Origin of the sequence: Phocicoccus pinnipedialis (assembly GCF_903994035.1) — a bacterium.
GTDB lineage: Bacteria > Bacillota > Bacilli > Staphylococcales > Salinicoccaceae > Phocicoccus > Phocicoccus pinnipedialis.
Map to the genome: position 1 here is coordinate 1 of NZ_CAJEWB010000013.1, position 13,673 is coordinate 13,673.

15 protein-coding genes are annotated in these 13,673 nt (G+C 34.4%); 4 read left to right on the forward strand and 11 right to left on the reverse strand.

Annotated features, from left to right (window positions below; all coding sequences use genetic code 11):
* The first annotated feature begins 392 nt into the window (after positions 1 to 392).
* On the forward strand, positions 393 to 779 hold the full coding sequence (locus tag H9D55_RS07820) for a DUF2614 family zinc ribbon-containing protein (RefSeq protein WP_186078352.1): 387 nt from the start codon (positions 393 to 395) through the stop codon (positions 777 to 779).
* An 11-nt stretch (positions 780 to 790) separates the two neighbouring features.
* On the opposite strand, the gene H9D55_RS07825 is transcribed toward H9D55_RS07820, so the two are convergent.
* From H9D55_RS07825 to bcp, 3 genes are all read right to left on the reverse strand, one after another.
* Complete coding sequence (locus tag H9D55_RS07825) at positions 791 to 1,237, reverse strand: Fur family transcriptional regulator (protein ID WP_377274985.1); 447 nt, start codon at positions 1,235 to 1,237, stop codon at positions 791 to 793.
* Between the two features lie 75 nt (positions 1,238 to 1,312).
* A complete protein-coding gene (locus tag H9D55_RS07830) occupies positions 1,313 to 2,248 on the reverse strand; it encodes an NAD(P)-dependent oxidoreductase (RefSeq protein ID WP_186078356.1) in 936 nt (311 codons plus the stop codon).
* A gap of 1 nt (position 2,249) precedes the next feature.
* On the reverse strand, positions 2,250 to 2,696 hold the full coding sequence (gene bcp / locus H9D55_RS07835; protein ID WP_186078358.1) for a thioredoxin-dependent thiol peroxidase: 447 nt from the start codon (positions 2,694 to 2,696) through the stop codon (positions 2,250 to 2,252).
* 137 nt (positions 2,697 to 2,833) lie between these two features.
* On the opposite strand from bcp, the gene H9D55_RS07840 reads away from it, so the two are divergent.
* Positions 2,834 to 4,126 (forward strand): glutamate-1-semialdehyde 2,1-aminomutase, encoded by a 1,293-nt coding sequence (locus H9D55_RS07840; RefSeq protein WP_186078360.1) that lies wholly within the window; start codon positions 2,834 to 2,836, stop codon positions 4,124 to 4,126.
* A gap of 11 nt (positions 4,127 to 4,137) precedes the next feature.
* Positions 4,138 to 5,247 (forward strand): FUSC family protein, encoded by a 1,110-nt coding sequence (locus H9D55_RS07845; protein WP_186078362.1) that lies wholly within the window; start codon positions 4,138 to 4,140, stop codon positions 5,245 to 5,247.
* Between the two features lie 39 nt (positions 5,248 to 5,286).
* On the opposite strand, the gene H9D55_RS07850 is transcribed toward H9D55_RS07845, so the two are convergent.
* From H9D55_RS07850 to mutY, 4 genes are read right to left on the reverse strand one after another with little or no spacing between them, the layout of a single operon-like run.
* On the reverse strand, positions 5,287 to 5,901 hold the full coding sequence (locus tag H9D55_RS07850) for a DNA-3-methyladenine glycosylase (RefSeq protein WP_186078363.1): 615 nt from the start codon (positions 5,899 to 5,901) through the stop codon (positions 5,287 to 5,289).
* 4 nt (positions 5,902 to 5,905) lie between these two features.
* Positions 5,906 to 7,642 (reverse strand): ABC transporter ATP-binding protein, encoded by a 1,737-nt coding sequence (locus H9D55_RS07855; RefSeq protein WP_186078365.1) that lies wholly within the window; start codon positions 7,640 to 7,642, stop codon positions 5,906 to 5,908.
* A gap of 46 nt (positions 7,643 to 7,688) precedes the next feature.
* Positions 7,689 to 8,228: a nucleoside tri-diphosphate phosphatase gene (ntdP, locus tag H9D55_RS07860; RefSeq protein WP_186078367.1), complete on the reverse strand. Its 540-nt coding sequence runs from the start codon at positions 8,226 to 8,228 to the stop codon at positions 7,689 to 7,691.
* Positions 8,229 to 8,283: 55 nt separating this feature from the next.
* Positions 8,284 to 9,300 carry an A/G-specific adenine glycosylase gene (gene mutY / locus H9D55_RS07865; RefSeq protein ID WP_186078369.1) on the reverse strand — a complete coding sequence of 339 codons (1,017 nt, stop codon included), beginning with the start codon at positions 9,298 to 9,300 and terminating at the stop codon, positions 8,284 to 8,286.
* 43 nt (positions 9,301 to 9,343) lie between these two features.
* On the opposite strand from mutY, the gene H9D55_RS07870 reads away from it, so the two are divergent.
* The gene (locus H9D55_RS07870) at positions 9,344 to 10,315 is read left to right on the forward strand and encodes a metal-dependent hydrolase (protein ID WP_186078371.1); all 972 of its coding nucleotides are present in this window, start codon (positions 9,344 to 9,346) and stop codon (positions 10,313 to 10,315) included.
* A gap of 25 nt (positions 10,316 to 10,340) precedes the next feature.
* Here the strand turns inward: H9D55_RS07870 and H9D55_RS07875 are convergent, their stop codons facing one another.
* From H9D55_RS07875 to H9D55_RS07890, 4 genes are read right to left on the reverse strand one after another with little or no spacing between them, the layout of a single operon-like run.
* Positions 10,341 to 11,078, reverse strand: coding sequence for a hypothetical protein (locus H9D55_RS07875; protein ID WP_186078373.1), 738 nt, complete (start codon positions 11,076 to 11,078; stop codon positions 10,341 to 10,343).
* An 8-nt stretch (positions 11,079 to 11,086) separates the two neighbouring features.
* Positions 11,087 to 12,586, reverse strand: a complete 1,500-nt coding sequence (locus H9D55_RS07880) for a hypothetical protein (protein ID WP_186078375.1) — start codon at positions 12,584 to 12,586, stop codon at positions 11,087 to 11,089.
* Positions 12,586 to 12,909: a YfhH family protein gene (locus H9D55_RS07885; RefSeq protein ID WP_186078376.1), complete on the reverse strand. Its 324-nt coding sequence runs from the start codon at positions 12,907 to 12,909 to the stop codon at positions 12,586 to 12,588. Before H9D55_RS07885 ends, H9D55_RS07880 begins: the two co-directional genes overlap by 1 nt.
* Positions 12,878 to 13,672, reverse strand: a complete 795-nt coding sequence (locus tag H9D55_RS07890) for a RecX family transcriptional regulator (protein ID WP_186078378.1) — start codon at positions 13,670 to 13,672, stop codon at positions 12,878 to 12,880. Before H9D55_RS07890 ends, H9D55_RS07885 begins: the two co-directional genes overlap by 32 nt.
* Position 13,673 lies beyond the last annotated feature (1 nt).

A 13,673-nucleotide genomic window follows, 5' to 3' on the forward strand; every position in this document is an offset into this window, starting at 1 on the left:
TATATCCGTGTTTTATACTGTTCTCTCAGTCACTCCGTAGAGTGTATTTTTGGAATTAACGTTGACATATTGTCATTCAGTTTTCAATGTTCTTGTTTGCCGCTTGCTCGAACCATCACTCGCAAGCACTACTCTAATATAGCACGTCGTTTTCTTGGTGTCAACAACTTTTTAATATTTATTTAATAAAGTTTGTATTTATGTACGAATCATTTGCAATTCGTACGCCCGTCTTAACGACATATTTAATAATACCAAGTTGGTTTAAAAAGGTCAACACCTTTTTTAAAGATTTTTTATTAAATTTATAAAGCATAAACATTCTTTGTCGAACACTCATATATGATACATTATATTAATATAAAAGTATATAATAATCTTGAGGTGAAAATATGAGATTACCTGGGAACAAGATCTTACGTATTAGAGGTTATGCCCTCGCAATGATATTTGCCGGTATGATTATCATGTATCTTGGTATCTTCTTTAGAGAAATACCATGGCTGATGTTACTCTTCTTAATATTAGGAGTCATTCCTATACTACTTAGTTTTGTAGTTTACTTTTGGATCGGTATGATCAGTGCACGTGCTATTATGGTCGAGTGTCCAAATTGTGGTGGATATACTAAGATTCTAGGAACTGTGGATTACTGTCAGCATTGTAAAGAGCCTTTGACTTTAGATAAAGCTCTTGAGGGTGAAGTGTTCGATAATGATATGAACGTAAAACACAGACGCGAAAAGATTAAAGAAGAATTACTAAATAAAAAAAGGTGACGAGTAGAAAACTACTCGTCACTTTTTTTATTTTGACATTTTGGACAACGTCCATATAACTCTAGTCTATGTCCGTGAACTTCATAACCTGTTAATAATCCAGCGAGGTGCTCTACCTCTTCTAGTGCTGGGTATTCAAAATCTGTAATTGTTCCGCATTCCGTACATATAATATGATAATGTGGGTTCGTTCTAAAATCGAATCGACTTGATGAATCTCCATATGACAGTTCAGTAATTAACCCTGTGTCCTTAAAAAGTTTTAAATTATTATATACAGTTGCGACACTCATATTCTTGTGCTCGTGTGATAGTGCTTTAAAAATATCATCAGCTGTTGGATGCTCTTCAGTATCGATCAAGTATTCGAGAACTGCTTTTCTTTGTGGTGTAATTCTTACACCTGTACATTTTAACTTATTGATTGATTCGATAAACGTCTGTTCTTTATCCATCATTTTCATAGGCGTAAACCTACTTTCTAATCTTCTACTACACTTAATTTTACATATAATTAATAATCTTTGTCAATATTAATAGCCTTTTTCAAACGTAACAACATTGTTCATTGACTGATCATTTTTTAAGCTTAGAAGATTATCTTTAAAGATTTTATACGCTCTAGGAATATATTCGCTTGTTTTTGAGCTTGCATGTGGTGTGATAGTCACATTATCAAATTCATAGAATACTGAGTCTTCTTTTAATGGTTCTTCATTGAATACGTCGAGTAACATATGACGAATAATTCTATTCTTTAACACTTCGATCATTGTTTCATCAGTCATAACATCTCCACGGCCAATGTTTAAGAACAATGCTGAGTCTTTCATTTGTTCGAACATCTGGATATCTAAAAGGCCTCTAGTCTTGTTGGTACTCGGTAAAATGTTAACTACGATGTCTGCTTCACCAAGTCTATTTTTTAGTTCTATAATAGGAAGAGTTTTTTCGAAGTGGTTTACTTCTCTTCCTAAAGTATTGAAACCAATAACCTTAACGTCAAATGCGGAAAGTAATTTTGCGAGTCGTGTACCGATGTTTCCAGTACCTAAAATAAACGCAGTTTTTCCAGAAATTTCTTCACTCTTTAGATTACTATCCCAGAAATGAGCTTTTTGATTCTCAAATGCTTGGTTAAGGTTCTTATAAAATTGCAAGATTAACCCAACAGCATATTCTGCCATTTGGATTTTATGAATACCTGAAGAATTTGTAACAATACATTTATCAAATACTTCTTTTGGTACTTCATCCATTCCTGCACTCATGACATGAAGCCATTTAATTTTTGTTAGGTATTCTGGGTTTTTAAAATCTTTACTTGAACCATAAGAAATCATGATTTCCGCTTCATTTAAATCCGCTTTAGTTAGCTCACTTGATTTTACAAATTTATACGTTAGTCCTTCTTTTTCAATATCTTCAATATATTTTTCATGTAAGTTTATCGTTGATAAAACGATCATATTATCCCTCTTTTAAAAATTCCAATACTTGTTCAACATGTTTCTTTGGACTTACTTTATCGAACCGCTTTAAGATATTACTGTCCTTATCTATGACAAAGGTTGTTCTGATTAGTCCTACTGTTAACTTACCAAAGACATTCTTCTCACCGATCACTCTCGCTGCCTTAGCCAGTTCATGATTTTCATCTACTAATAGATCAAAGTTTAAGTCTTGTTTTTCAATAAATTTCTGGTGCGATTCTTTAGAATCTTTACTTACACCATACACAGTTACACCTAAGTCATTAAATGAAGTGATGTTGTCTCTTAAATCGCACGCTTGTGTTGTACATCCTGGTGTATTATCTTTCGGATAAAAATAAATTACTGTTGTACCAGATAAGTCATCATTGGTAACTATTTCTCCGTTTTGATTCTCTAATCTAAACTTTGGAAATTTTTCCATTAAGATACACTCCTTTTTATTCCTTCTATATAAGTGTACCTTATTTTCATGATTTGAAAACACAAAGGGGTTCTGATTAAAGTAGACGGAGAATTATGGTAAAATATCTTAATAAACATGTGTAAAGGATGGCAGTAATGTTTAAACATGAAAACTCTGAAAAATTAAGACAGCGAAGTGAAAATATCATACTTGGAGGTGTCAATTCACCATCACGTTCATACAAAGCAGTTGGTGGTGGAGCGCCAATCGTAATGGATCGTGCTGAGGGTGCTTATTTCTATGATGTTGATGGAAATAAATACATCGATTTCTTGAGTGCATACGGCCCAATCATCACTGGTCACGCACATCCACATATCCATGAAGCAATTGTGAAACAGAGTGCACGTGGTATTCTGTATGGTACAACGTCTCCACTTGAAATTGAATTTGCTGAAAAAATTCAAAAGGCAATGCCTAACTTAGAACGTATTCGTTTTGTAAACTCTGGTACGGAAGCTGTGATGACAACAATTCGTGTTGCTCGTGCTTATACTAGCAGAAATAAAATCATTAAATTTGAAGGATGCTACCATGGTCACTCTGATTTGGTTCTTGTTGCTGCTGGAAGTGGTCCTTCACAACTTGGAACTCCGGACTCTGCAGGTGTACCTCAAGCAGTAGCAGATGATGTGATCACTGTTCCTTTTAATAACCTAGAAGCTTTGCAAGCTGCATTTGTCCACTTTAAAGATGAAATCGCTGGAGTACTCGTAGAACCAATCGTTGGTAACTTCGGTATCGTTGAACCACATGCCGGTTTCTTAGAAAAAGTAAATGAAATTGCACATACAAATGGTGCACTTGTTATTTATGATGAAGTCATCACTGCTTTTAGATTTATGTACGGTGGCGCTCAAGACTTGCTTAACGTACAACCTGACCTCACTGCTCTTGGTAAGATTATCGGTGGTGGTACTCCTATCGGAGCCTATGGTGGTAAGAAAGAAATCATGGAATCTGTTGCCCCACTTGGACCAGCATATCAAGCAGGTACAATGGCAGGTAACCCACTATCTATGGCAGCTGGTATTGCTTGTCTTGAAGTACTTGAACAAGACGGCGTATATGAAGACCTAGACAAAAAAGGTGAAATGCTCGTAGATGGACTCAACGCATTGATTGAAAAATATGGAATCAAAGCAAATATCAACCGTAAAATTGGTGCATTCTCAATTTTCTTTGGTGAAGATGAAGTGACTGAGTACACTGGTGCTGAAAATACAGATGGTGAAGCTTTTGCAACATTCTTTAACGGTCTCATTAAACGAGGTGTGATGATTGCACCATCGAAATACGAAGCATGGTTTATCACAACCGCACATACGTATGAAGACATTGAAGCAACACTCAAGATTGTAGAAGACGTCTTTAAAAATGACTTTTAGGAGCTGAGGCGATGAAATTCGGTGCCCGAATATTGAAGACAGGTCTTGCAGTCGTTCTTACATTTTTAGTTGTTAATGCACTAGACATTACACCTGGTCTTATTGCAGGAATCGCTGCAGTCAACGCATTACAACCTAACGTTCACAAAAGTTTCATTCAAACTTGGAATCAGTTTAGAGGAAATATTATCGGTGCCATCTCTGCTATTTTGATGGTACTGATGTTTGATAGTAACTTAATTGTTATCGGTCTTACTATTATCCTTGTTTTATCTATCCTTATCTTCTTTAAATTACAAAGTGTGTCTACACTAGCTGTAGTGACGGTCATCGCTATAATGGATGAGCCACTCGGTACAGTTATGGAGACATCAGACTTTATTTATACAGCATTTATTAGATTCTCACTCGTCATGATTGGGGTATTATGTGCACTTATAATTAACTTATTTGTAATTCCTCCAAAGTATGAAGATAAGATGTATAACCACTCAGTGAGTATTACAAGCGATATTTTTAAATGGATCAGACTTGAAATCAACGGTGCAAGTGATGCGATGAGTATTCGTAAGGACGTAAAAGAATTAGACAAGCGTGTAACGAAGCTCGAGACTATGTACAGTTGGTTTAGGGAAGAACGACCTTACTTTAGGAAAACCACTTACTCAGATTTAAGAAATAAAATTTTATTCAAACAAATGATTGTGATGACGAGGAAAGCATATATTGTACTCTCAAACTTAAACCGTTTAGAAAATGATTATAAGTATGTAAGCGACGACTTCACGAACAGGATCCGTATTGAGATGGATCAACTCATGGCGTTCCATGAACAAGTATTCTTAAAAATTGCAGGAAAGATTCCACCAGAAACTTCTATCTATTATCAAGAATCTACTGCATATTACGAGAACACGCTTATGGAAAACTTTTTAGATGAATACAGTAAACTTAGAAATACAGATATTCGATTAAAATATGAAAATATTTTAGAAATCATCTCCTCTATGAATGAGTATCAAAAAGCAATCGAACGTGCAGATAGATTAGCAAACAGTTACTTTAAATATCATACGAAAGATAATGAACTTGAAATTCAACAAGAAACTTTAGATGAATAACAGAAAACGCCTAGCTTATTTTTATAAGCTAGGCGTTTTCTATTTCCAACCGTTGTCTATATCTTTTATACCCTTAAATCTACTAACATGTGGATTACCTTTTACAATGAAGCGATACAGATAATCTACTGCTTCTTCCTTGTTATCTATACCAATACGTTTTGTAGCTTCTATTTTCTTAGGCGTTTTACCTCCGTAAATTTTTAGTATGGTTCCATTAATATGCATACCATTGTGGTCATTACGATTAATGCCAAGTGCTTCCGTAAGCTTGCCTGGTCCATCAGATAGGTTTTTACTTCTCCCACGTCGTTCGGCCATAATATTTTGACCGATACTTGGTTCAACCGCACGAATTAAAACACCTTCTGCTTGTTCTGTCGTTGTAACAAAGTTCATACAATTATGTCCATGAATCGTATAGACATAGATATGCCCATAAGGCTCAAACATCATAGCATTCTTTTTTGTAACCTTACCATCAAAAGTGTGTGCAGCTCGATCATTACTCCCAAGATATGCTTCTACTTCTGTTATGAATCCACTCGTAACTTCTCCATCAATTACGGTTTCAATTTCTTTACCCAGCAACTGCTGTGCTGCATCTAAAGTACTTCGTCCAAGAAAACTAATATCTATTGGCTTTTTTTCCATTTAATTACACATCCTGGATGCTAAATAATCTGTAATATGCACCATCACTTTCTAGTAATTCTTGATGTGTGCCTACTTCAACTACTTGCCCATGTTCAATCACTACGATTTTATCTGCATGCGTGATTGTTGAAAGTCTGTGCGCAACAATAATTGTCGTACGATCCTTCGATACTTTTCGAATTGTTTCTTGTATGATTGCTTCACTTTCCAAGTCCAAAGCACTCGTCGCTTCATCTAGAATTAAAATTGGTGGGTTTTTCAGAAATACACGCGCAATAGCGATACGTTGTTTTTGTCCACCTGACAGTTTAACCCCGCGTTCCCCTACTTCTGTATCATACCCGTTTTCAAGTTCTAAAATGAATTCTTCGGCATTCGCATTTCTTGCCGCTTCGTAAACTTCGTCATCCGTTGCATCTGGTTTTGCCAGTAAAATATTATTCTTAATTGTATCTGAGAATAATACATTATCTTGCATTACCATTCCGATGTTATCTCTCAGTGAATGTAGGGTGATGTCTCTGATATCTTGTCCATCAATTTGAACACTTCCTTGAGTCACATCGTAAAATCTTGGGATGAGCGATACGAGTGATGATTTTCCACCGCCACTCATTCCAACGAATGCGACTGTTTCACCGTCCTCAATATTTAAGTTTACATCGCTTAAAACTTCTTCTGCGTATTCATTGTATTTAAAGCTAACATTATTAAACGAAATTTCACCTGTAACATTTTGAATATCATATGCATCTTTTTTATTTTCAATGTCATATTCTACATCGACGAGTTGGAATACTCGGTCCATTGACGCAATACTTTGAGTGAGTGTTGTAGAAGATGAAACCAATCGACGCAGCGGTCCGTATAATCGATCTAAATATGCAATAAATGCTGCAAGAACACCAACTGTAAGGTCGCCGGAAACCACTTGCCACGCACCAAATCCAATAACTAATAGTGGTCCAATGTCCGTAATTGTGTTAACCACCATAAAACTGTACGCGGTCCATTTTGCATGGTTCGTAGCTTTCGTTAAGAAGTTATCGTTAACTTTGTCGAATCTCACTTGTTCATGGTTCTCAACTGCAAATGAGCGAATAACGTTAATACCTGAAATACGTTCATGTAAGAACCCTTGTAATTCTGCGACTGCTTGTGAACGAGAACGAGTGAGTGCACGCAATCTTGAGAAGAAATACCATACTCCAAAAATATAAAACGGGAATATAATCATTGAAATTAATGTGAGTTTTATATTCATTGTAAACATTATTGTCAATGCAATTAATATTGTAGCAAGGTCCAACCAAATGTTCATCAGACCTGTAATAATGAAATTTTTAGTTTGTTCAACATCATTGATTACTCGAGAGATAATCTCTCCTACTTTATTGTTTGCATAATACTTAGCACTCAACTTCTGTAAGTGTGAATATAGACTTTGTCTAATATCATATAGTATTTTGTTTGATGTCCACTGTGCGATATATTGTCTCGCATATTCCACTGGTGGCCTTACAATAGCAAATATAACGAAAAATATGATCATGACGCTAATGAGCTTATTGAGCTTCTCACTATTTGTGAGATCTTGTGCCATGATTACATCATCAATCGTGTATGCCACGAGTAATGGAATAAGGAGAGGTATACCAAATTTTAAAATACCTATAATAAGTGTTAGTATAACTTGTTTCGTATACGGTTTAACGAATTGTAAATAACGTCTTACCAACTTTTCTCCTCCTAAAAAATTAAACCAATCAAACGATTGGTTTACGTTACTTCATAAATTTCTTAAATCTCTGATACCAAATTTTTACAAAATCTGTCGCAAAAGGTCCTTTTTCTTGTTCGATCCATTGCTGCAAGATATCTACATTCACTTTTAGTACTTCGTCGATATCAGTACTATACTTCATACGTTTCTTGTGAACGAGGTATTCATCCTCATCAAGCAAGTGATATTTCCCATCTGGGAATACTTTAATATCTAAATCATAATCAATATACTTGATACCCTCTCCATCGTATAGATAGGGTGAAGAAAGGTTGCAATAGTAATATACGCCATCTTCTCTAAACATGCAGATGACATTAAACCATAATTCTTTATGAAAATATACAATTGCTGGTTCACGAGTAACCCAACACCTACCATCACTTTCTGTGACAAGTGTGTGATCATTACCACCTATGATAATATCTTCAGTTGCTTTTAGGACAACTGTTTCTTTCCAAACTCTATGGATATTACCATCATGCTTGTAACTTTGGATACGAACTTTCTGTCCTTCTTTTGGTATGGACTCTTTAAACATGTTTCCACACCCCTTATTTTTTACTTATATATTATACCATAGAATATTATAGTAATTAATGTAGATGCTTAAAGACTTTTTGCATCGCTACACTTATTGGATATTCATTTACCTCACTAATCTTCACAAAATGCTGACTCTCACTATTAGTATATAGAAGATAAACATTCATGTACCACACTTGGTGAGTGAATACATGTTTCTCTTCTGCTATTGGTTCTTTCAATTGTGAAAGTTTCAAGTTTAACGCTTCCTCTATCGTATCAATGCTTGTATCAATGTCATATTTTGGGAACTTATACATCCCTTTTAACAGGTTTTTATCATTTTTAAACATATATATTTCGTCTTTATTATTTAAAATCAAGAAGACATTAAAATATAATTCTGTTTTCTTTTTAGATTTCGTACTTTTAGGGTAAAGTAATACTGAGTTAGATTTAAATGATTCACAATGACTTTGAACAGGACATGTGACACATTTTGGAATACGCGGTGTACAAACGGTTGCACCGAGTTCCATTAACGCTTGATTGAAATCACCTGATTCTAATGGAATGATAGTTTCCACAAATAATTTTACTGATCTCACAGTCGATTGTTTACTAATATCTCGATCATCTACATTAAGTCGCGCCATGACGCGAAGTACATTTCCATCCACAGCTGCGATTCTATGATTGAATGCGATTGACTGTACTGCACCACCAATATAGGGTCCAACACCTTTAAGCGCTAGAAATGGTTCAGGTTCATTTGGAACAATGGAGTCATACGATGACTGCACTTCTTTCACAGCAAGGTGAAGATTCCGGATTCGATTATAATACCCTAGTCCTTCCCAATCTTTTAGAATATCTTGCTCCTCTGCATTTGCAAGGTCATCTAGAGTTGGGTATTTAGTCGTGAATTTATTGTAATATGGAATGACTGTTTGCACTTGAGTTTGTTGCAACATAACTTCTGATAGCCATATTTTATATGGGTCGTTTGTTCGTCTCCATGGTAAATCACGTTTATTATTGTGATACCATTCGAGTAAATTTAACGCAAATTCATTTTTATTTAACACCTAATCACACCGTAAATTTTATTTAGTTAAGAAGGGATTTTATATGGATACTGCTACACACACACTTATGGGAGGAACGCTCCTCGGACTTGCTACATTAGACCCAAGTGTTGATCCACTCACATTAGGATTTGGTGCAACAGTTATAGGGGCAAGTTTAATCCCTGATATAGATACTATCTTAAAGATGAAAAATAATGCGGTATATATTAAAAACCATAGAGGTATTACTCACTCTATTCCTTTTACCTTCATTATTTGGCCAGTCCTACTTGCGACAATTAGCCATTTCGCATTTGGTTTACCATTCGTGAATATGTATTTTTGGTCCTTACTCGCTGTTTTCTTACACGTATTTGTTGATATATTTAACATGTACGGAACTCAGATGATACGGCCCCTTAGGAATACATGGATTCAACTAGGGTTTATTAACACCATTGACATACCAATTATCATGCTATTAAGCAGTTACCTCGTGCTATGGTTTTTAGGACTAGATCCAATTATACTTTTCATAATCATATATAGCATCATTGCTATCTATTATATCGCTAGATATGCATATCAACAAACATTGAAGCGAAGAGTTCGGAATCTATTTCCTAAAGAAGAAATTTTAAGTACATTTATCATGCCGACTATTAAATTCTTTGAGTGGCGTGTTGCATTAAAAACTGAACATTCATTTTTTGTTGGGCGTGCATTTAAATCACAAATAGTTCTATACGACCAATTTGATAAAATGAAACCTATGAGAGATGATTTATACGAAATCATTAAAGATGATGAAAACTTTAGATCATTTACCTACTTCTCCTCGATTTATAGATATGAAATAACGGCGATAGAAGACGGACTTACTGAAGTACGTTATATCGATCTCAGATATCTAAAAGATGGCCACTATCCATTTGTATGTATTTTAAAAGTAAATGAAGAAGACAAAGTGATCATATCCAGCTTTACTGGTTGGGTATTTTCTGAAGATAAATTACAGCAAAAAATAAAGTAGTGCACATTGATGTGCACTACTTTGTTTATGAAATAAAATCTACTTTTAGTTTTTTGTAGCCAACCATTATCCATAAGTAGACGAGAAGCATCTCTGAGATGAATAAAACATCTTGTGGCAGCCTATTTAAACTCCAAGGTATACCAACTGACGACAGCTGTATGCTTTCAATCACATAGTAAAATGGATTTAAAAGTAGGATATTTTCTAGTGTATTGGGTAAATTATCACCCACATAAAAGACAGGTGTTACGAGTAACAAAACGACAAGTACAATTAAGTTTGCTATTTTAGTATTTGTAAAACGACTCACTTGAATGTACAAAATTATGAACGGAATAATTAATACAATTCCAATCACAAGATAATAAAATAAAGACAGTGTGTGGAGCATGAACTCTCCAGTCTTCAAACTTACAAGTGCACTATATAGAATTACAAATAGCATGAATAGCACCGTTTGGTAAAAGATTGTTGGTAATACGCGAAAATACATTGGAATGTAATTCACTTTAATTACTGAATCTTTCTTGAATAAAGCGTACTGATTTAAAATTGTACTAGAATAAAGCCAACAAACAGTGATAAGACCAACTGCTGTATAAGTGATTCTCACCATATCATTATCTTCTAAAAATGTACTGAGAATAAAAAGTATCACTCCAACAGCAGTGTATAATGCTGTCGGTAATAGTACCTTCCTTATATTTCTGCCAGATACGCCAAATGACTCTCGAATTAAAAATCTAGATTTCTGATTCATATGCGCTCCTATCTACTTAAGAAAAGCCAGTTGTTTGCTTCTTTATCATAAACTACAAAGCCGTTCTCACTTTTAAATATTTTAAACCCTTCGTCTTCCTGTATATCAAATGCTTCAATAATTTCTTTTTGATCTGAACCAGATGTTACTAAACCGATGATCGTTTCATTATCAACGAGATAAGTGATATCTATTCCATCTACTTTAACACTGTATTTGGACTCATCTGTAAGTGTCATATTATCTTTAGCAACACTCACATCTTTATTTAAATAATGTGAATAAAACATATAGTTATAAAGATACGTGTCCGTTGTGTACTGTCTTACTGTATCCGCTTGAACAGATTCATACATAGATGCCGGATTGAAATACAGCACATCTTTAGATGTAACTTTAACTTCCTTACCATTGACTGAAGCAGTCATCGTGTCACCTTGATCACTCGTAATTCTAATCAATGAATACTTAGCAATCTCTATCCCATCAACAGAGAAATCATCACTTATTATAAAACCGTATCTCAGTCTATTGCTCACTTCTTCAGAAGTATCCGTAAGTTTTTCTTCAGTAAAAATCTTTTGTTCTTTAGAAAACTGAATATCCATAAAGATTAACGTAGAAGATAAAATAATAGTAAATACGAGTATGAATGAAATAATCACGCGCTGGATATTGATTTTATCAATTACGGATTCATACTTCTTCTGACGACGTTGAAAATTATGCTTAAACTGAGCAGTCTCATACATGCGTTCTTTCCACTCAAGGTCAAATAGCGCTTCTTCATCTAAACTTTTTAACTGACTACGTTTCTTTAAATACTGATTATAAACGTCGAATCCTTTTTTTACTGTACCTTCAAATCTCATCTGACCATATGATAACCAAATGAAGTGGTTCGCTAATAGTTCAATCGGCTCAAAGCTAGACTCTAGTAAATACACTCCACGATTTTTTGTTTCATGTGTGTTCACTACTTCTTTAAATCTTAAGAAAGAACTTTCATTTAAATACCTGAAGAAGTTGTTATAGACCGTAATGTCTGCATTGACCTCTGCGGATACTTCAAGCAAAATCACAGCAATATCTTGCCTAGAAAGATTAGTAATAGGTTTTTCCCAGTGGTTATTAATTAATGGATGGCGATTTAGCTTGAGCAGACTCTTTTTGAGTTCTGTTTCAGTCATATACTCTTCAAGTATTTCAGTTATGAATATATGAACTAAATGATCGTTCAGTATATGGTCTTCAACATCCAGACTTAAAAATGTATCTTTATATCTAATTCGTCCACTATCTGGTTGAATTAGTCCAACTAAAATATCCTTCAAAAACTTAAGTGTTTCATAATCACCTAAAATTCCGAGTACTTCTCCTCGATATAAAGTTGTAGATATATTTTTTAGGACGATGTGGGTTGGAGTATTGAGAATTCGGTCTTTAAGTTTGTCTGGTTCTTTATGATATACAATATCGGTTGCTCTATGCAGTACAATTTCTTGCATTATTTTTTCCTTTTATTAAGTTGAAGCATAGAAACAGGGATTGCTTCTTCGTGATGATCTCCACCAATAAAAAAGCCCCAAGCAAATACACCTTTTAAGTAATCGACTTTAAAAAATAAATCTTCGTTAGAGATCACCTTATATATTTTGCCCTTTTCGATTTGTGAGAGATCTACGAGATAACACTCCGCAATTAGCGCTTGGCGTTCTAGTACTCTGTACTCATTCTCAATCCCCATCATTTCGGCTTTTCGCATTTTTTCACGTGTTTCAGCAATGTATTTTTCTATTTCAACTCTCGTCATCTGACCAAATGAAATCATCTTCAATACTTCCTATTCTTTCTTCTATTTGTGAATATGAATATCCTCGCCCTAGAAGACTTCTAATCACTCTATTTTTTAAATCAAAACCACGATATTTTCTCGCGTGTCTATTATAATATTTTTCAAAATCTTTCTCAAAAAATTCAACATCATCAAACTCAACATCTGATGGTATTATACTCATAAAATCAAGTGTATATCCCTTTGTCATCAGTCGTTCAGTTAACTTTTTTTTAAATAAATTTTTTGATCCTTTATACTTCTTTAATTCTTTATCGCGTATCTTGATGAGTCGATCTGGTTCAATGCTCTCTTTAAATGCTTCAACTGCATCATCAATGATACTTTTTGGTACCCGTTTCTTTTCAAGTTCCCTTTTAAATAGTAGCGGGCCTTTATCTGTCGTATTAAGCATTGTATTCTTCAATGCTTCTGCATAAATAGAGTCATTGATATAGTTTTCATTGACAAGTCTCTCAATCGTGCGTAAAATAACTTCTTCAGAAAAATCTTCACTTAAATACGTATAGATTTCGTACTCTGAACGAAGTTTAAAACTAATGTAATGGATGGCTTTGATATAAGCACGATCAAAATCTAATGTAGATTTTATTTGTTCAAAATCTTCATCTGTTAATTCTTTTCCATTATATAGTACATGTTTGATGAGCCCTTCTTCGTGGACTCTGAGATATTCTCCATTATCAAACTCGACTCTAAAGAAGTTATTTTTTAAAGCAACTAGCTTTGTCACTTTCATA